At 50.0% G+C, this 18908-nt stretch carries 22 protein-coding genes; 2 read left to right on the top strand and 20 right to left on the bottom strand.

Annotation, left to right across the window (positions count from 1 at the left end; translation table 11 throughout):
- Nucleotides 1-122: 122 nt before the first annotated feature.
- The 8 genes from ACFQI7_RS12070 to ACFQI7_RS12035 all read right to left on the bottom strand — a co-directional run bounded on the left by ACFQI7_RS12070 (nucleotide 123) and on the right by ACFQI7_RS12035 (nucleotide 6545).
- Nucleotides 123-1091, bottom strand: a complete 969-nt coding sequence (locus tag ACFQI7_RS12070) for a biotin--[acetyl-CoA-carboxylase] ligase (RefSeq protein ID WP_218100599.1) — start codon at nucleotides 1089-1091, stop codon at nucleotides 123-125.
- Nucleotides 1088-2371 (bottom strand): CCA tRNA nucleotidyltransferase, encoded by a 1284-nt coding sequence (locus tag ACFQI7_RS12065; protein WP_218100600.1) that lies wholly within the window; start codon nucleotides 2369-2371, stop codon nucleotides 1088-1090. The genes ACFQI7_RS12070 and ACFQI7_RS12065 overlap by 4 nt, the downstream gene beginning before the upstream one ends.
- A 21-nt stretch (nucleotides 2372-2392) precedes the next feature.
- Entirely contained in the window at nucleotides 2393-3559 is a 1167-nt protein-coding gene (gene bshA / locus ACFQI7_RS12060) for an N-acetyl-alpha-D-glucosaminyl L-malate synthase BshA (protein WP_218100601.1), read from the bottom strand.
- A gap of 39 nt (nucleotides 3560-3598) precedes the next feature.
- Nucleotides 3599-4303 (bottom strand): bacillithiol biosynthesis deacetylase BshB1, encoded by a 705-nt coding sequence (bshB1, locus tag ACFQI7_RS12055; RefSeq protein WP_218100602.1) that lies wholly within the window; start codon nucleotides 4301-4303, stop codon nucleotides 3599-3601.
- Complete coding sequence (locus ACFQI7_RS12050; RefSeq protein ID WP_218100643.1) at nucleotides 4296-4718, bottom strand: methylglyoxal synthase; 423 nt, start codon at nucleotides 4716-4718, stop codon at nucleotides 4296-4298. The genes bshB1 and ACFQI7_RS12050 overlap by 8 nt, the downstream gene beginning before the upstream one ends.
- 79 nt (nucleotides 4719-4797) lie before the next feature.
- A complete protein-coding gene (gene dapB / locus ACFQI7_RS12045; protein WP_218100603.1) occupies nucleotides 4798-5601 on the bottom strand; it encodes a 4-hydroxy-tetrahydrodipicolinate reductase in 804 nt (267 codons plus the stop codon).
- Between the two features lie 3 nt (nucleotides 5602-5604).
- Nucleotides 5605-6156 carry a tetratricopeptide repeat protein gene (locus ACFQI7_RS12040; RefSeq protein ID WP_218100604.1) on the bottom strand — a complete coding sequence of 184 codons (552 nt, stop codon included), beginning with the start codon at nucleotides 6154-6156 and terminating at the stop codon, nucleotides 5605-5607.
- A gap of 50 nt (nucleotides 6157-6206) precedes the next feature.
- Nucleotides 6207-6545: a nucleotide pyrophosphohydrolase gene (locus tag ACFQI7_RS12035; protein ID WP_218100605.1), complete on the bottom strand. Its 339-nt coding sequence runs from the start codon at nucleotides 6543-6545 to the stop codon at nucleotides 6207-6209.
- A gap of 279 nt (nucleotides 6546-6824) precedes the next feature.
- Between ACFQI7_RS12035 and ACFQI7_RS12030 the strand changes: the two genes are divergently transcribed.
- Nucleotides 6825-7694 carry a YitT family protein gene (locus ACFQI7_RS12030; protein ID WP_218100607.1) on the top strand — a complete coding sequence of 290 codons (870 nt, stop codon included), beginning with the start codon at nucleotides 6825-6827 and terminating at the stop codon, nucleotides 7692-7694.
- A gap of 20 nt (nucleotides 7695-7714) precedes the next feature.
- Here the strand turns inward: ACFQI7_RS12030 and ACFQI7_RS12025 are convergent, their stop codons facing one another.
- The 12 genes from ACFQI7_RS12025 to ACFQI7_RS11970 form a co-directional block, all read right to left on the bottom strand.
- Nucleotides 7715-8581 (bottom strand): sporulation protein YpjB, encoded by an 867-nt coding sequence (locus ACFQI7_RS12025; protein WP_218100608.1) that lies wholly within the window; start codon nucleotides 8579-8581, stop codon nucleotides 7715-7717.
- A gap of 44 nt (nucleotides 8582-8625) precedes the next feature.
- Nucleotides 8626-9309: a DUF1405 domain-containing protein gene (locus ACFQI7_RS12020; RefSeq protein ID WP_230415222.1), complete on the bottom strand. Its 684-nt coding sequence runs from the start codon at nucleotides 9307-9309 to the stop codon at nucleotides 8626-8628.
- 69 nt (nucleotides 9310-9378) lie between these two features.
- Nucleotides 9379-10260, bottom strand: coding sequence for a c-type cytochrome (locus ACFQI7_RS12015; protein ID WP_218100609.1), 882 nt, complete (start codon nucleotides 10258-10260; stop codon nucleotides 9379-9381).
- Nucleotides 10261-10317: 57 nt separating this feature from the next.
- Complete coding sequence (gene qcrB, locus ACFQI7_RS12010; protein WP_218100610.1) at nucleotides 10318-10989, bottom strand: menaquinol-cytochrome c reductase cytochrome b subunit; 672 nt, start codon at nucleotides 10987-10989, stop codon at nucleotides 10318-10320.
- 19 nt (nucleotides 10990-11008) lie between these two features.
- Nucleotides 11009-11554, bottom strand: a complete 546-nt coding sequence (locus ACFQI7_RS12005; RefSeq protein ID WP_218100612.1) for a ubiquinol-cytochrome c reductase iron-sulfur subunit — start codon at nucleotides 11552-11554, stop codon at nucleotides 11009-11011.
- A 228-nt stretch (nucleotides 11555-11782) separates the two neighbouring features.
- Entirely contained in the window at nucleotides 11783-12247 is a 465-nt protein-coding gene (locus ACFQI7_RS12000; RefSeq protein ID WP_218100613.1) for a DUF2487 family protein, read from the bottom strand.
- 114 nt (nucleotides 12248-12361) lie between these two features.
- Entirely contained in the window at nucleotides 12362-12550 is a 189-nt protein-coding gene (locus tag ACFQI7_RS11995; protein ID WP_218100614.1) for an IDEAL domain-containing protein, read from the bottom strand.
- A 47-nt stretch (nucleotides 12551-12597) separates the two neighbouring features.
- A complete protein-coding gene (locus ACFQI7_RS11990; RefSeq protein WP_218100615.1) occupies nucleotides 12598-13116 on the bottom strand; it encodes a gamma carbonic anhydrase family protein in 519 nt (172 codons plus the stop codon).
- Between the two features lie 79 nt (nucleotides 13117-13195).
- On the bottom strand, nucleotides 13196-14320 hold the full coding sequence (locus tag ACFQI7_RS11985; protein ID WP_218100617.1) for a hypothetical protein: 1125 nt from the start codon (nucleotides 14318-14320) through the stop codon (nucleotides 13196-13198).
- Between the two features lie 143 nt (nucleotides 14321-14463).
- Complete coding sequence (locus ACFQI7_RS11980; protein ID WP_218100618.1) at nucleotides 14464-15054, bottom strand: histidine phosphatase family protein; 591 nt, start codon at nucleotides 15052-15054, stop codon at nucleotides 14464-14466.
- Between the two features lie 91 nt (nucleotides 15055-15145).
- Nucleotides 15146-15775: an anti-sigma factor family protein gene (locus ACFQI7_RS11975; RefSeq protein ID WP_218100619.1), complete on the bottom strand. Its 630-nt coding sequence runs from the start codon at nucleotides 15773-15775 to the stop codon at nucleotides 15146-15148.
- Entirely contained in the window at nucleotides 15772-16362 is a 591-nt protein-coding gene (locus ACFQI7_RS11970) for an RNA polymerase sigma factor (RefSeq protein ID WP_218100621.1), read from the bottom strand. Before ACFQI7_RS11970 ends, ACFQI7_RS11975 begins: the two co-directional genes overlap by 4 nt.
- A 965-nt stretch (nucleotides 16363-17327) precedes the next feature.
- Between ACFQI7_RS11970 and ACFQI7_RS11965 the strand changes: the two genes are divergently transcribed.
- Nucleotides 17328-18755 (top strand): golvesin C-terminal-like domain-containing protein, encoded by a 1428-nt coding sequence (locus ACFQI7_RS11965; RefSeq protein ID WP_218099040.1) that lies wholly within the window; start codon nucleotides 17328-17330, stop codon nucleotides 18753-18755.
- Nucleotides 18756-18908 lie beyond the last annotated feature (153 nt).

Here is an 18908-nt window from a genome sequence, read left to right as displayed (position 1 = left end):
TTGCTATGCTGTGCATTTGCACTGCATGAACTTAAACATTCCTTCATTAAGCAAACTGGAGAGTGCAGCTCATTACGATACCGCCTCTGCAACGTACATTATACCAAAGTTTGTATAAGATGTCATCTAAATTCGACAACGCCCGAGTACAGTTTTTGCTCGCTGCCGTCTTGCAGCCGGATCAGCAGCGCACCGCTGTCGTCAATCGACTCCGCTGTCCCTTCAACAGCACCTTGCGCCGTTTGTACGCGGATCGGACGGTGGAGCGAAACGGACTGCAGCTCCCATAACGTTTTGATTGGCGCAAAGCCATCCTCCCGGTACAGTGCATACAACTGCTCCAAATCCAGCAGGAAACGGCAAAGGAACGCTTCCCTGTCGATCGGATGCCCCGCTTCAATAGCCAGGGAAGTCGCTACATCCCGCAATTCCTCCGGGTAGTCCTGCGGCTCCAGGTTGACGCTGATGCCGACCCCGGCAATGACGTGAAGCAGACGTTCGTCCTCGGCGTTGGATTCGAGCAGGATGCCGGAAACTTTGCGCCCGCGGATCAATAGATCGTTCGGCCACTTAATTCCCGCATCCAGAGCTAGGTACCCGCGGACTGTTCGGCAAAGCGCCACGGCAAACAGCAAAGTAAGCTGAGGCGTCATCTGAAGCGGTATGCCGGGTTTCAGGATCAGGCTCATCCATAAGCCCTTTCCTTTAGGAGAGTGCCACTTCCGGCCCATTCGTCCGCGGCCCGCATTTTGCTGCTCGGCGATGACGAGCATACCTTCGTGCGCGCCTTCCTGAACAAGTCCGTGGGCTATGGTCTGCGTCGATTCGACCTCATCGTAATATTTGATTTGCCTTCCAAAACGCGCAGTTTCGAGACTCGTCAGGACACGTGCAATATCAAGTTTCGCCGGCTTCGCCGTCAGACGGTAGCCTTTTCGCGGAACCGCTTCAAACCGGTAGCCTTTCTCTCGGAGCCGTTCAATATGTTTCCATACCGCCGTGCGGCTAATGTTCAGTTTGCCGCTGATCTCTTCGCCGGACAAAAAAGCGCCGTTCGATTGCTCGAACAGCTCCAGGATTCGTTGATTCATTGACGCTCAATCTCCCGTATTTGTTCATAGTGTGCTTCGGCCGCCTTCAGCAGCGCTTCCGTTTCGTTGGACAGCTCGCCTAGAGCCGTTTCTTCCAGCAGCGCCGCAAGTAACCGGCCGAGCCATGGTCCCGGTTTGGCAGGGGCAAACAAACGCATGAGCTCCTGCCCCGTGACCGCAAGCTCCGACACTTCGGACACGGGCATTTCGTCAAGCCACCTCTCGCCTTCCGCAACCCATACGCGTTGTGACGGGGACAGGTGCTCTTCCTGCGAATACAATTTGTGAACGTTGCGAAGCGTACCGCGACCATAACGGATTGCCGCCAACAGCCATAGCCGTTTCCGTTGGTCCATCGACATGTCATCCATCACTTTATTATTACCAGCTTCATTCCGAAGCCTCTCGTGTGCGGTTACCATCAGCCGTACTTTTTCCGTCTGCTGCTTCGAACAAGCCAGATGGCGCATATCCGCATCCGCTTGTTCAGCCGTAGCCCCGATGCGTATGTACAAAAACGCCAAACGATGCAGCTCATCAGGCAGCCGATCCAGATTCGGCCACGGTTTTCCGTCCGCGATCGAAGCAAGGCTCAGCTTCTTTTTCGTATGCTGCAACACCCCGCTGCTGCACAGCAGATCCACAGCCAGATTCGGATTCGCGCCGGCGAGCATTTTTAGAAGCTCGGCCTGCACCCGCTCCATCGCGATATGACCAAGCAGCGGTTTTAGCAGAAGCAGTGCGCTCCAGGTTGCCGTTTCCGGCTCCAATCCATATTCGGCGGCGAACCTTAGACAGCGGAGCATGCGCAGCGCATCCTCCCGAAACCGTTCCTCCGCCTGACCGACGCATCGAAGCCGTTTCAGCCGAAGATCCTCCTGTCCGCCGAACGGGTCGATCAGCCGGCCATCCTGATCCAGCGCCATTGCGTTCATCGTAAAATCGCGCCGCTGTAAATCTTCATGCAAGTTATCGATATATTCCACTTCGGACGGGCGACGGAACCCTTCATAGTCGCCTTCTTTCCGAAAAGTCGTTACTTCGTAAGGAACGCGATCGATTAAAACCGTAACCGTTCCATGCTGAAGCCCGGTTGGAATCGTGCGCTCGAATATCGATTGCACTTGTTCCGGTCTGGCTGATGTGGCGATATCATAATCTTTTACCTTGCGGCCCAACCATTTATCTCGTACACAGCCCCCGACCATATAAGCTTCGAAACCTCGGTCCGTTAATCGTCGTATAACCTTTAGGGCCCCATCTTCCAGCTTTTCGGCCATGGGCTGCTCTCCTTCGGCAATTCAGCAGTTGATCGGCCTGGACTTCAGCTCCTCTGGCAGCGGTCGTCCAAGCACGCGATAATATATTTCTTCATACTGTCTGGTAATCAGATCGTTGCAGAATGTAAAACGCGCCCGATGCAAACAGGCCTGCTTCATCCTTGCATACATCGCTTCGTCGGATAACAGCTGCTTCGCATAAGCAGCCATCTGATCTACGTCGCCGATCCCGGCCAAAAATCCGGTTTCCCCGTGCGTGATCAGCTCCGGTATGCCTCCGGCATCGGAAGCGATCGTCGGTACGCCGCAAGCCATCGCTTCCAGCGCCACAAGACCGAAGCTCTCCTTCTCCGACGGCAGCAGCATCAAGTCGCCGAGCGATAGCAGCTGCGCCACGTCGTCCTGCTTTCCGCAGAACGTGACCCGGTCCAATATGCCGAGCTCTTTCACTTTGCAGAGCACTTTGGACAGTTCCGGCCCTTCGCCGACGAACAGAAGACGGGAAGGTACTTCCTTGCGCACCTGATCGAATATTTCTACGACGTCGGTAACCCTCTTCACCGGTCTGAAATTCGAGATATGGATCAATATTTTTTCGTCCGGATGGGCGAATTCTTTGCGAAGCTCGCTCACTTCGCGCGGATAGTAGACTCGTTTATCGACGAAATTGTAAGCAAGGTCGATCGGTTTGGTAATGCCGAGCAGCCTGCGGGTTTCCTCGATCAAATCTTGCGAAACCGCCGTTACCGCATCGCTTTCATCAATCGCATAGCTGATCAGATCGCTTAACGATTCGTCTTGCGCAAGCACCGTAATATCCGTCCCGTGCAGCGTCGTCACTACTTTCAGCTGCGGACCGACCATTTGCTTTGCTAACAGCGCGCAAACGGCATGCGGAATGGCATAATGCACGTGAAGCAAGTCCAGTTCCTCCAGCTTGGCGACTTGCGCAAGTTTACTGGCAAGCGATAGATCGTATGGCGGATATTTAAAAACGTAATAATCATTGACTTCCACTTCGTGATACGAAATGTTTTTATCGAATTTCCCAAGGCGGAAAGGCATGCTGTGCGTGATGAAATGCACTTCGTGTCCTTTTTCCGCAAGCAGCTTCCCAAGCTCCGTAGCGACGACGCCGGAACCGCCCAAGGTAGGGTAACACGTAATTCCGATTTTTAACCGGTCCATAGTGAGGGTATCCTCCCTTATCTGCGGATATATGATGGTTTACAACAGTTCTGCCATATAAGGCAGCTTATTCACAAAGCCTTCCGCATACGGCACCGATCTTCTCAAGCCGAGCAGTCGGTCGCGAGCTTCCACCCGCTCCAAATAACCTTGCGTCAGCGGTGTTTGCACATAATCGTTACCCGTTCCTGCAGGCTCGAATTGCGAGCGATAGGCGCGAAGCGAGGCGGTTTTCGTCTCGTAAACGTCCGTTACATCGACCATCACGCTCGGCTCAAACACATCGTTTATAAAATAATAATAGCTTTCCTTGACGGTATGCGCAGGCACATCCGGCATAAAACGGCGCAGCTTCGCATTGAACACCGCTTCCTGCACCAGCTTGCTGCAAGCGATATGATCGGGATGGCGGTCTTCCCAATATGGCGCGAAGACAAGACGCGGCCGCCACTTGCGAATTTCCAGTACGATGCGCTCCACATGCTCCGGCGTTACGTACAAACCGCGGTCAGGCAGCTGAAGATTGCTCCGGGCCGCAAGACCAAGCACCGCGGATGCTTCCTCCGCTTCTTTGCGGCGGCTCTCCACCGTACCGTTGGATGACATTTCGGCGAGCGTCAGATCGCAAATGCCTACGCGCCGTCCGGCAGCCGTATGCTTGGCGATCGTTCCGCCCATCCCGATTTCCGCGTCGTCCGGATGGGCTCCGAAAATCAAAATATCCAGCGAATTGTTCTCAGACATGGTCAACACCCGGCTTATATTTATGTACGAGTTCCCTCCACGCAAAATCACCGCGATCGAGGGCTTTAATCAAAAGCTCCGCTGTAGCAATATTGGTCGCGCACGGGATGCCTTGAACGTCGCACAAACGGAGCAAAGCGATGATATCCGGTTCATGCGGCTGCGCCATGAGCGGATCACGAAGGAAAATAATCAGGTCCATCTCATTGGTCGCCACCAAGGCTCCGATCTGCTGGTCTCCGCCTAGCGGACCCGACATGAATCGGTTAATGTTCAGTTTCGTTTTTTCCATAATGCGCGTACCGGTCGTTCCGGTAGCATATAACGTATGGCCAGCAAATACCCTTTCATAGGCGATGACGAAATTGACCATTTCTTCCTTTTTCCGATCGTGAGCGATCAATGCTATTTTCATTGTCATGACATCATCCCCTTATCTGCAAAACAAAGACACCTGAGCCGACCGTTGTCGGTCTGCCCAGTGCCCGTATCACCTAGTCTATAAAATGTTCGAACCCGTAAACAAGCCCGTTGTACTCCATTACCTTCTTGATTGCAACATTGACCCCTGGCATATAACCTGCGCGGTCATACGAATCGTGGCGTATTTTCAGCGATTGTCCGAAAGCGCCGAAAATGACTTCCTGCTGTGCGAACACACCAGGGAGCCGAACGCTATGTATTCTGAATCCGTTGTAGTAGCCGCCGCGGGAGCCTTCGATCGTCTCCTCTTCATTCGGATTGCCTTGTCTTAGCTCTTTGCGTACTTCCGAAATCATCTCAGCGGTTTTCACGGACGTTCCGCTCGGCGCATCGAGTTTTTGGTCTCCATGATATTCGATGATCTCAAGATGCGGGAAATACTTCGCTGCCTGTGCGGCAAATTTCATCATCAGAATGGCGCCGATGGAGAAGTTCGGCGCGATCAGACCGCCGATGCCTTGCTCCTTGCATTGATTGTCCAAGTCTTCGATATCCTGCGGCGTAAATCCGGTAGTCCCGATCACAGGACGAACCTTATGTCGGATTGCCAATCTTGTATGGGCGACAGCCGACTGGGGCGCCGTGAAATCGACAAGCACATCAGGCTTCGATTCCACGAGCGCCAGCTCCAGATCGTTGCTGACCATAACGCCGCATGGTTCCATGCCCACAAGACGTCCGGCATCCATATTTTTTGTCGAGCGATCCGTCGCTGCCACAAGCGTCAACTGCGCATCAGCCAACACCATTTTTACGACTTCGCGCCCCATTCGACCGCTTGCACCGGCCACGGCAACTTTAATGTTCTGGCTCATCCTTTACTCTGTTCCTTTCCGCTTGATCTCTTTAGGAGATGCTGTCTGCATATATTGTTTCCATTTTAGTCCATACTCTTCAAGTAGCCGGCTTGCAATCGGATGATTCGGATCCAGCTTCAAAAGTTCTTTAACCGCCCGAATGGCGTGTGAATAGTCTTCCAACTGTGAATAAGCTATACTGAGAAGCAAATATGCTTCGACCGACAGCGGATCCAAATCGACTGCCTGCTTCAAAAGCGCAACCGCCAGATATAGCTGCTCATCCGATTCCTCGAACAGCTTCTCTGCCTGGAACAGCAGTTCTTTCGCCTGCAAATGCCGATAATGCATTGTGTAATGCTCGTCATCCGGATCCAGCCGGACGGCTTCTTTCGCATGAAGCGTCGCCTGCTCCAGTTTATTGCTGCGGGCGTAAGTGATCGATAGCTTGTAATGATAAGCTGCACAGTCCGGATCCAGGGCAATGGCGCGTTCAAACCAGACGACCGCTTTGGCGAAATCATGCTTTAAGATCGATTCATAAGCTTTTTTAATGGCCTCTTCTCCGCTCAAGTACCCCATCTCCTTTGCGTAAAAAGGGATGGTACAGCATATGAACCGATCTAAGATTCCGTGTCCCGTTTCGTCCAACGATTCACATCGCGCGTGCGAAATTTATGCAATACTTTGTCATGCGCTTCGGTCAAATCAATGCCGAGCGAATTAGCGAAGCAGACGGTAATGAATAATATATCGCCAAGCTCCAATTCGATCGAATTCTCTTCTTCCGTCGGTTTTTTCGGTTTTTCGCCGTAACGGTGATTCACTTCCCTGGATAACTCGCCGACCTCTTCCGACATGCGCGCCAGCATCGAGAGCGGGCTGAAATAGCCCTCTTTAAATTGGGATATGTATTCATGGACTTCCCCTTGGATATCCTTTAATGTTTTACTATCGGCCATAAATTCGTAAGTCACCAACCTTTCATTACCATGTTAACGCAAAACAAGGGATAAAGACAAATTTTTTTTGTATGAAGATGGCAACGATAAGAAAAGACTCGGATCGAGACAATTCGATGAAGATACATTCGTGTTTAAGCGGTATCTTTTCTTGAAAGATCTCAATCGCTCAGCTCCGCTCAGAATGATAAATTGTGATCTTATAAGAAAAGATTCGGATCGATGCAACTCGATGTTGTTACATACGTGTTTTTGCGATCATCTAGCAAGGAGGAACTTATGCCGTTATCCAATCTACCTGTCATTGTACGCAGTGCTTTTCCCATCATGCTCGGCACGGCCATTTATGCTTTCGGGCTGCACTACTTTGTTATTTCTAACGAACTTATGGAAGGCGGAATAACAGGGATCGCGCTGCTGCTGAATTATATTTTCGGATTTCCTCCATCGGTGACGACGCTTGTAATCAATATTCCGCTCTTTTATATTGGTTGGCGTATTTTGGGTAAATCGAGCATGATCTATACGGTCATCGGTACGCTGTCGCTTTCGTTCTTTTTATGGATCATGGAATTGCTCATTAAGAACGGACTGCTAGTGCCGTTTCGGTCGGAGCATGATTTTTTTCTGGCCACCGCTTATGCCGGGTTTACGCTGGGAACCGGGCTCGGCATCGTATTTCGCTACGGCGGCACAACCGGCGGATCGGACATTATGGCGCGAATTGCGCATAAGCTGAAAGGCTGGAGCATCGGGCGAATCATATTGTTAATGGACGCCGTGGTTATCGGCTCATCGTTATTCTTCATCCCGAAAGAAAAGATTTTATATACATTCGTCGTCGTTTTCATTGCTTCCAAAATGATCGATATTTTAATTGAAGGCGCCTATGCAGCCCGCGCATTCACGATCATTACCTCGCATTCGGAGAGCGTGGCTGCGGCCATCACCAAAGAACTGGATCGCGGAGCTACGTTGTTTCCGGCTATCGGCGCCTATTCCGGCCAGCATAGACATGTGGTTTACTGCGTCGTCGCCAGAAGTGAAATGAAAAGGCTTAAAGACCTTGTCCATTCCGTCGATCCCCTCGCATTTCTGATTATTACCGAGGTTCATGACGTTGTCGGAGAAGGCTTTAAGCCTAAATAATAGAAGCGGAACGAGCAGACTCACACCTCTTCATTGCGCTGGATCGTGACAAGTCCTTGATCTTTCTTGGAAAGGCGCCACCCTGCGAATCCTAGTGCCATCATAATGACGGAACCGATTGCGAGCGTCCATAATATCGGATTTTGCTGGTCGTTATACGGTAAATAGGCCGTCGTTTCCTGTTTCATGAACAGTTTGTCGAGTACTTGCCGCATCGGACCGACTGCATTCAAAATATTTTTGAAAGGTTCGGCGGAAATGACGGTTTGGTTCTTAACGAAAGTCGCAAGCGAGTCCATTTTTTCCACATCGGCGGCGTTGCGGCTGATTAGCAAGCTGGGATGAACGATTCCGTAATGCTGCCCGAGCTGTTCCGCGGCTTTTTGAAGCTCCGCTTTGTTTTGTTCTTTCGCTGCGTGCTCCAACCCATTGACGTCATCCTGCAGCACCTTATAATACTGAAGCCACATCGGCTGGCTCGTATGCGTCAAAGCATCAGTGGCGAGCCTCAACTTGGCAGCGGACAGCTGCCCTTCCTCGGCATTGAATTTCGCCGCGTTGAATACCCGTTTTGCCTGCGTCACCGTTTCCGCAAGCGCATTCATCCCTTCGACGGATGTAATTCCTTCAAACCGGATACGGGTCACCTGATCGCTAATTTGCTGCAGCACCGTACGTCCTCCGTCCACATCCCCCTTCAACACCTTTTGATACATTTCGTCTGCCGTCTCATTCAGCAATTCAACCTTTTGTACTTGTTCCTGCACCGGTTTGACGGGAACCGTTTCCTTGCCTCCCTTAGCCGCACTGCAGCCGAAGAGCGCAGACGAGCTCAAAGACAACAACAAGACAACACTGATCCACTTCATATTCCGTGTCCATCGCATCGGACATCCCCTCCTAACTAAATCCTATGGGGCATGTCCTCTGTTTAGACCGCTTTTCTCCGCACTGAGGAGCGCTTTTCCCTTATAAGCCACATCGCGAGCGCAACAATGATGCTGATAAGGCTAAGGCTGATCGTATACGCCTCGATCACCGTCAGATCGTCTTCAAGCACCCTCGGCAGTCTCGGATACACGTCGAACGTATAATCCATGAAATCGTTAAGAAAAGCCCAGCAAGCGACGAGCGCCACCGACGGCCATCGATACCGGTACAAATTCAGATACAGCAGCGCCTCCGCCGCCATCCCCAGATGAGAGAACGTCAACATCCAATCTTGCCACACAAGAACGTCACCTTGGGAAGCTGCGGCAAAAATCATCGTTACAGCCCAAATGCCGTATTTCATTGAAGTAACGACAGCGAACGCTTCGACGAAGCCGCGAAACCCAACCGCACCCGTTACAGAAATTGCGGAATGCTGTTCGCGTCTTCTGTCAAGCAATAAGTAGACGATCGCACCCGTAAAAAATAAACTGGCCGTTGGGCTGTCCGGGACGAACGGCAAAAACCATGGGCTCTGCTCCTCTACGGTATACACTAGCTGTTGCCAATACCAGATGTAGCCATATATCGTCCCCAACAAGTTCACCCAGAACAAGCTCCAGAGCATAAATCCGCTGCCCAAAAAGGGGGTGGAAAAAAAGTAACGGAACCGCCATTCAGACAATCGAGTGCCCTCCCGCCTATCGAATTGATTTAAAAAACCTGACCGCATCTGCGATCAGGTTTGTTCTGGTTATTGCTTTTTCTGTCTGGACAGCCAATCCGCAATTTTATCAAGATCTGCGTCGGTCAGCCCTTGCTTGATGTTGGCATCATATTGAGCAGTCATATTGCCTTGACCCTTCTTGATGATGCCGAGAATTTCTTCTTTCGAATGTTTATCGCCTACGCCGCGAAGCGCCGGAATCCCGGAAGCCGGCATCCCTTTCAACTCTCCGCCATGACAAGCAAGGCAGGTCGCTTTCTTGTACAGCTCTGCTGCCGGATCATCCGGCGCGACAATGGCAGCTGCTTGTGCTCCCGGTTTCGGGGCACTGCCGCCTTCCTTGCCTTTGTTCGCATGCATTTCTTCTTCGCGTTTGATGTGTTCCGGAATAAGACCTTTTTCCTTCATCTCAAGCTCGTAATGGTGCCATGATACTACCGTCAAATAAGTACACGCAACCAAGCTGAGAATCATCAACGTAGAAGCGATCGGACGTCTGTAAAACCGTCTTTCTTTCCCCGTGTCCAGGAACGGCGCCAGCAATAATGCACCGAAGGCGATTCCCGGCACTCCAAGCGTACCCAATACAACGAAATGATTCGAAGTATAAGGATATTTCAGCAGCTGATACATAAACAGGAAGTACCAGTCCGGCATCGGAATGAACTGCGTATTTGTCGGATCAGCCGGATATCCGAGCGGAGCCGCTTCGGACATAACGAGTACCAATATGCCTACCAGAACAACGGCGCCGACCATCCATTCTTTCAGAAGGAAGTTCGGAATAAATACTTCCGACTTTCCGGGATATGCAGAGAAATCTTGAGGTATCATTCGCGAAGATTTGGCACGAACGCGCGAATCCCCAACATACACAATTTTTTCGTCAGATTTATGACCGTGAGCCACGTATCGCCCCTCCTTCTCGTTTTCTTTCAAAGAAAACCATATTGCAAAGTCACGCGCTTAGAGCGGCCCCGAAATCCCTTGTTTGCGGATCATAAAAAAGTGTCCTGCGAGCAGAGCGAGCAATGCGCCCGGAAGGAAGAACACGTGCAACGCAAAGAATCTCGTCAGCGTTTGAGCTCCTACAATCTCGCCGCCTTGCAGGAAGGTTTTGATGTAATCACCGAGATAAGGAACCGATGCTGCAATTTTAATACCTACTTGAGTCGCGAAATACGCTTTATTGTCCCAAGGGAGCAAATAGCCTGTAAAACCGAGTCCCAACATGACGAAGAAAATTAACATCCCTACGACCCAGTTCATTTCACGCGGCGCTTTATAAGAGCCTGTAAAGAACACTCGAAGCGTATGTAGGAACATCATAACGATAACGAGGCTGGCGCCCCAGTGATGCATACCGCGAACGATTACGCCGAATGCGACTTTATGCTGCAAGTAGTCGACGCTCGCATATGCATTAATGATATCCGGCACATAGTACATCGTTAGAAACATACCGGATAAAATTTGTATAACCGTGATAAAAAACGTCAGTCCGCCAAAGCAATAAACGAATGCGGAAAAATGGTGCGCCGGGTTTACGTGTTCCGGTACTTCATGATCCGCTACGTCTCTCCACATCGGCGTGATATCCAGACGTTCATCAATCCAGTTATAGACACTTTTAAACATCTGATGTTACGCCTCCTTCTTACACCCGTTTGTTTGGACCGAGCTGACCAAGATATACAAAGCCGTTTTCGATCTTCAATTCGTACTGATCCAGAGGCGCCGGTGCTACGGCCAGGTTTTTGCCGTCTGCCGTATAGTGAGCGCCATGGCATGGGCAATAATACTGTTCCTTATACTCAGGATTCGAATTCCAGTTAACCGTACAGCCCAAATGTTTGCAGGTTGGATTCAAAGCGAATATTTTGCCGTCTTGCCCTTTGGAGATCCACGCTTCGAGCTCCGGGTCGCTCTCATACCATCCGTCGACTTGATGCACCTTGAATTTGAAAGATTTCGGTTCGTTCGTTATTTTGGCTTCTTCCACAACCTTTACCCACGCGGCCTGCGCCTTAGGTTGAAGGACCGGATCCACAGCAAACCGAATCATAGGTACCAGCATACCGGCACCCATGAATGCACCGGCTCCGCCAAGGGTATAGGAAAGAAACTGGCGCCGGGACATTTCGCGGCGTTTGACCGGCTCTTTGCCATGATGCTGCGACTCTTGATTCGTGTGATCGTTCATTCTCGTTCTACCCCCTTTTGCCACATATATCAGTCGTTCGACATAACTTTACACCAGATACTAGGACATAACTAATAATAGCTTACGTCTTAGGGTGCGTCAAGAATGCAGACAAGCCATTCACGCATGGATCGCCAAGTGCCGAAGCCACTTTTAACGAAATTGTCACAACTGTCCGCAGGTTTAAAATGATTCGTCTTTACATAGAATTTGCATAATTACCACAGATCATACATCCGTCCTAATCGCTGCCTGCGGCTGCCACAACAGCGCCATCTCCCCAGCCGCTCTCCGTTTAGCGCCGTCGGGAGAATCCTTCAGTTCGGCGGCCCCGAAACGAAGAATCAAGTCCGCATTCGCCGCAGTGAGCGGCAGCTCCTGTTCCGTTTTGGCCGTTACGATCACGACATGCCGGAAGCCTGCCTCCGTTTTCAGCTTCAAGCATACGTCATCAAGCAGTCCCCATGGTTCGCCGTCGTTGCTTGTCCCGGCAAAATGCATGGCAGGATACGTAACTATTCTTCCTTTGAACGGAATTTCCAGCAGATCCAACGCGTCCCTTAACCGTTCGAGCTCCTGTGTCGCCTCCCATGGCGCTTCGGCTCCGCTCAAGCCGGTAACCGGCAGCAGGCATGTGTCCAAATACGGCCGCAGCTCGGCCCAGCCGCTTTCCTGTATATCGCTGAATTTCATGTATTCACCTTCTTCCCGTAACGTACTAACATACTTTAACATAAAAAAAGACACATGAACGGGATTCATATGTCTTTTAAAAAAAATGTTGAATTTCCGCTAGGATCCGCCTAATCAGGCAAGGGAACGCAGTGTGTTCAGTTCAGCCGTAAGGGCAATAAATGTTTGTTCGTCTCCCTTGGCGAGCGCTTGATCGATTTCTCTGTACAAATACTGCTCTTTGTATTTGCGAAGCGCTTCATCCAGTACCATCTCCGCGAACAGCCCCAGCATTATATCGTTAGTGATATTCATTTTGCCCATGAGAACCAACCTCCAAACTGGTCTTGATCCTATTCATTTGTTTTGTTTTACCGACTTGCTTGCTCCTGCCTGTACTCCTCAGCCTTAACGCAGTAGCTTTCCATGGTTCGCTTCATTCGTTCCATATCGTAATCCGCTAATTCACGGACGACTTTGGCCGGCGTTCCAAGCGAAAGCGTGTGCGAAGGGATCGATTTGTTTTCGGTCACCAACGCACCTGCCCCTACTAAAGCATATTCACCGATCGCGGCGCCGTTGAGTACAATAGCCCCCATCCCGATTAATGTACCTTTGCCTATCGTGCAGCCGTGGATAATCGCACCGTGTCCCACCGAAACTTCCTCCGCGACGATCAGAGGTTGATTGACGTTGACGTGACCGATGCACCCGTCCTGGATATTGGATCGTCTGCCGATCCGAATCGGGGCCAAATCGCCGCGCAGCACGGTATTGTACCAAATGCTCGCTCCTTCCTCGATCGTGACGTCACCGATAATTTGAACGCCAGACGCCAAAAAAACAGTCGGGTGAATTTGCGGCATTATGCCGTTATAGCTGTGAAGCATATATGTAACACTCCTTATGTGGTAACTGCCGAGCGCTCAGTCGTTACCGAATATTTGGGAGTGATTGTAACAAAGGCGGTTACGGATTGTCAAACGGAATGACGATCTTCTCTTCGTCTGCCACATACGTCCCTTCGATGATGCCGCTGCCCATTTTCGTCATTTGGATCACCGCTCCATGCACGGTATCTTCCCCGATTCGGAGCAGTCCAAGATGCATCATCATTTGCAAAAGACGCTGCTCGAAAATCGAATCGGGCGTATCGTAATAGAAGGGACGGATCAGCCCGCCGAGCGCTTCCTTCAGCGTCGCGACTGTAACCCATGATTTAGCCAGCTGATTGATCCAATGCACGAGAGACTGGATGTTCGGGATCGGCCCTTTGTACAGCCGGAGCCAGAATCGGTATACTTCCGCCGGATCCTCTTTCATTCCGCCGTCAGCGTGCTCCGCTCCTTTGGCTGTCAGCGCCAACACTTGATTATGCTCGGTGATGTAGTCATGAAAGTAGCAGTAATCGTAAATGAACGAAAAGCGGTTCGGATAGTCACGAAACATGCGGCCATAGCCGAATCTCCACGCCGTTTTGCCGACCGGCTCTTCCATAACCGCCATCTTCTCCAGCAGCTGCTGCAAGTTGCGTTTGTACATGGCATTATCCGCCGTCAGCATCATTTCTTGTCCACGCAAATGGAGAAGAACGTTCCGAATGTCATGAGCGATCAACTTTTGCTCGTCGCGATAAACGCCCGGCTCCGCGGTCCGCTGAAGTTTCTGTTCGAACTGTTTGCCGAGCGCGGTGATGAATCTCCGTTTCAAATCGGCCGGCACTTGAAACAAGTACCTCGTCTGATGCGAATACCCGCTGAACAACCATCCCCGCTGTTTGAATCGCGTAATCACTTCGCGCGGATTCCATGCTTCGGATGGCTCCTTTACAAACCGGCTTTGCTGAACCCGGGCGATCAGCTCCTCAAGACTAAATGAGCCTCGCTGATCGAACAGAAGCGAGTTCAAAAAACGTATATCTTCGAGCGACATGCCGTCGACTTGCCGTTCGAATATTTCTCTCCGTCCGACGGTCGATAAAATTGACTGGATCAGCTCGTTTTTCGAGTGTCCGTTACATTCGCAATTGTACGTCCCTGCTATGCGGCTCAGGTCATGAATGTCCGCGTAACTTAACATATCCGCCAAATTCATGTTCGCGTACCTCCGAATCGTATTTCTTACTATCCATTATGGGAAAATGTTCCGGATTTAAACGCGGGAGGACGAAACTTATTTCAATTCTTCTTGGCACTTCGTCCGCGAGAACAACAAAAAAAGCTTAAACCGCCGAGGGTTTAAGCTTTGTTGTCTTGTTGCGATAAATGCTCCGTACAATTCAGCAAACGGCACTCCCAACCGTCGCCGCTTCGTTCAAGTACGGTTAGCGACGTATTCTGCAGATGCTCTTCGATCTTTCGCCCCATGTGGCTTGCGAGTACCGGAGCAATGAATCCGCCGTGGCTGACGACCAGTATTCGCTTCCCGCCATAACGATCCTCCAGATCGCTCAAGAATGCGCCCCAGCGGCTTAGTAAGTTATCGTCGGGCTCCATGCCTAGATCCAGCGTGCGCCAATCTTCTCCCCACCGCTTCACTCTGTCATCGAGCGTCGTCCCTTCCAGTTCGCCGAATGCGCGTTCCCTCAGACGAGCGTCATAACCATATATCGGGGTTCCGGTCACATCCGAGATCGTCTGTGCCGTTTCCTTGGCCCGCATCAAATCGCTTGCGATGATCCCGTCCCAAGTTTCCCTCGCAAGCCTCTTTGCGAGCAGGCTGGCTTGCTCACGTCCAACCTCGGCCAGAGGCGTATCCATTTGCCCTTGCAATCGTCCGGCCAAATTCCATTCCGTCGTACCGTGTCTGATGAAACCGAGTGTCGTCATTGCTCTTTCTCTCCCCTGTCCCCAAAAAATAAAAGCCCCTGAGGGCTAGTTTGATGATATGATCCATTGCAGTATTCCAGCGGTTCGAATCTCACACTCTCGTGCGGGACAGCCAGTTCATAATAAGCAGCGTACTAGTTAGTCCGATAAGCGAAATAAACAGCATGTAATCTTTTACCGTTTGGATCGGACCTACATGATACTTGAACGGTTCATTGAACCCTTTCAGACTTGCGACCGCCGTCGGCATGGAATGCACGTTCATGGAATCCCGCCCTTGGCTGCTTGCCAAAACGACAGGATCGCCGATTCGGCCGAACACGGCGGAGTCGTTACTTGCGACCGGCTCGCCTTGGTGTTGGTTAAACACGGAATAAAGAAAAGTGAACATAAACATCGTCAAGCATACCGCAATGACAGCCGTTAAGTTTCGGCGCAGCTTGTAGGAAAAATGGTACATTCGATCGCTGATCGGCACCCTCCACGATTCGTCCTCGTAAATCCGCTTCATCACGTTCGAAGATACGGAGAGTACAGGCACTTCAGGTTCGCGGCTGCCTGCCGCGGAACGGATCAGCTCCGTGCTCTCCTGCCAAATTTCAAATTCCTCCGCACAGGCTTCGCATTGCTTTATATGTCGATCGATCGCTTGTCGATGTTCGTCATCCTCGGGCAAATCCCAATAAACTCCGAGCCACTCTTGAATATCTTCACATTTCATCGCTGATTCATCCCCTCATACTCCTCAAAGATCGGCTCAAGAAAGTAGGGTTCCAGTTGAAGCTTAACGCTCGCTCTTGCCCTGAACAACAAAGATTTGACCGAGCTGACCGTTTGACCCAATATATTCGCGATCTCCTGGTAATCAAGCTGGTCGTACTCCCGCAATATTAACGCAGAACGCTGCTTCTCCGGCAAATTGTTGATTGCGTCGCGCACCATCGTTACTTTCTCATTGCGCAGGATCATTTGCTCGGGAAGCGTCTCGAGTGACGTTACCGGCTCGTTGGTTATCTCTAAAGATACTTTTACATTTTTATTTTTTCGCAGCTCGCTGAGCACGGTATTGCGCGCAATGGTATACAGCCAGGTGGAAAACGTAGCTTCGACTTCACGGAACGAATGCAAGCTTCGATAAGCCTTGTAAAACGTTTCGTTGCACAAATCTTCCGCCATGGACTCCAAATGAGCGCTTTTCAGCATATGGAAAATAAATGCCAAAATTTTACGTTCGTAGCGGCGCATCAATTCATCGTATAGTTGAACGTTTCCATCTTTTATCTCTCTGATCAACTGGGAATCGGTCATCTTTAAGCGACCCTCCTTGTGATTCCTGCTTACCCCCAGCGATGCTACTTGTTTTTACTATAAGGGAGTAAAAAAGTTGCGGTAATCTTAAAAAAAAATTAAAAATACGGCGTAATTAACATTATTCGTGATGATAGGTCAAAAATCCTGCTTAATCGACACATTTCAGAACATTTACCAAAAATAGGTGTGCACTTTTACCACTATATGTATAAAACCGAAAAAAAATATTTACAAAAAAAAGACCGCCTGAACTTTCAGGCGGTTGCACATAGTGCCATTATTCGGATAGGAGTGGAGAGAAACCATACTGTACTTTTATTATATGTATACGTTTTCAAATTGTCAATGGTTTTTTTGAAAACGCTTAAATTTTTGGGAGAACCTCCCCTAAATCCCCTCAAGGAGGGGACCCACAGGCTTCCGAAGCCAGTTTGCTACGCAAACTCTTAAGGGGTTTCGCCCCCGGGACCACGAAATGGGAGCAAGGAGTTAGGTTAGCGTTGGATGGAGTTGCTGTTGGCAGGCCTGAGGCACGCTCTTTTCGAGCTCTGGTGGTGCCGGCGAAACGTTGCGCGGGAGTCCCGCGTTCTACCCATTGACCTGTCTGTTGCCTGGTCTCGGGCACGCTTTCATATTTTCGTCCATTACTACCTATTTTTCGCCGAGTATTTTTTTAAGGATGTAGTAAATGGTTGTTGGAATAATGATTGATCGCATGGATAATCGTTGATTTTTTCGGAGAAATCGCCTGATGCGGTTCGGTAGGCGTTAAAGAAAACATTCGTTTAATATTCCATACGGTTCGAACTTTTTTCTATTTACGCTATCGGGTGTTTACGTAATACTGAATTTGCAGAAGCGGCACATGGTTGAATGGAGCGTTGACATTTATTACGAGGGGGGATTAAAAGCGGTAGATCTTGAATACGTTGATGCTTATTCGTAAAGAGGAGGCCCGGTTTATGAAGAAATACAAGCTAAAGGCGTTATTTATGTTGGCATTGCTATTCATTTTGCTTTTGGGAGGCATCTTGCCTATGAATGCGGAAACAGCAGAAATCATTATAGATAATAACGATTCCAGCGGAGTAACATTCGCAGGAACCTGGACTACGTCCACCAGCGCTTCAGGCTATTATGGGACGAATTACGCTCATGACAGCAATACCGGCAAAAGCGCAAAATCGATACAATACACGCCAACGATTACGGAATCCGACGATTATGACGTATACCTCATATGGAACCAAGCCTCCAATCGGGCGTCCAATGTACCGATTGATATTTCCCATAGCGGGAGTACCGATACGATTATAGTGAATCAACGCGCGAACGGTGGAAAATGGATTTGGGTCGGAAGATTTAACTTTATAGCGGGAACTAGCGGTTATGTCAAAATTAGAACCGATGACACGGATGGTTATGTGATTGCGGATGCCGTACGATTCGTAAAAGCTGCACCGGCACCTGCGCCCGGGCCAACCTATTCGCCTGCCGGCTCGTTGATATTCCATTCGGGATTCGAGGCAAGTTCTACGGGTGTGTCAAATGCAGCGTGCATTACAAATATAACCGGCGTTGACCAGTCCGTCTCTTCACCGAACGATTGGGTAGCCGATCTTGATGACTATTCCAAATTCGGTTCGTTCCGATTTCAATACGAACCCGGCGATTGCACGGAAAGAAGCGCAAGTATCGTAACGGATCCGACCACCGCTAACGGCAACAAGGTACTGAAATATTCGCTGGGGAGTGTAGGAGCCGCCGCCACGAAAGGTCGTGTCCAAGCCATCTTGCAAAATAACTCCAGTAACCTGAACGAAATATACTATAAATTCCGTATGTATTTGCACCCGGACCTGGAAAAATTAAAGCAAATTCCCGATCCCCTCACTTGGTTTACAATAGCGGAATTTTGGAATCAACCGAGTTGGACTGCGGGGACGCAATATCCTTACAGAGTTTCGCTTGATATCCGAAAGCCGGCTGGAGGCGGAGCAGGACAACAACTATACTTTCATCTCAAAGGGGAACGAACGCCCATTACAAATACGGATGAAGGTGCGTTTGAAACGGTATGGACCGAAGGCAACGTCTACTACAATATTCCTACCGGTCAATGGCTAACGTGCGAGATCTATTATAAAGAAGGGAATGCCAGTACGGGCCGATTTTATTTTGCCTTAACGCCTGAGGGAGGCTCCAAGAAGGTCATTTTCGATGTAACCAACTGGACTTTTGATCCGAATAACCCTTCCCCTTCCGGACTAGTCGGTTTTCATCCCTTTAAACTGTACACCGGCAAATCAACGGTAAACTTCGTAAGAGATCACGGGGGCTCGCTGCAAATTTTATGGGATGATATCGAATTTTGGCCATCGATGCAATAGTCGAGGCAAGCCGTAGTCTATTAAAAAACGCTACATTGGCTGGTAGCGACAAAATTAGAAAATAGCCTAGATGGATTGCTTCTGCGCCGCGGAATCGAATCGTTGCGCACGCACTCTTCTCACTTTTAAAGAAAGTGAATAGCAGCATAAAAA

This window comes from Paenibacillus allorhizosphaerae, from assembly GCF_042659105.1.
GTDB lineage: Bacteria > Bacillota > Bacilli > Paenibacillales > NBRC-103111 > Paenibacillus_G > Paenibacillus_G allorhizosphaerae.
Note: the sequence above shows the minus strand (reverse complement) of the source record. Positions and strands in the feature narration are given on the sequence as shown.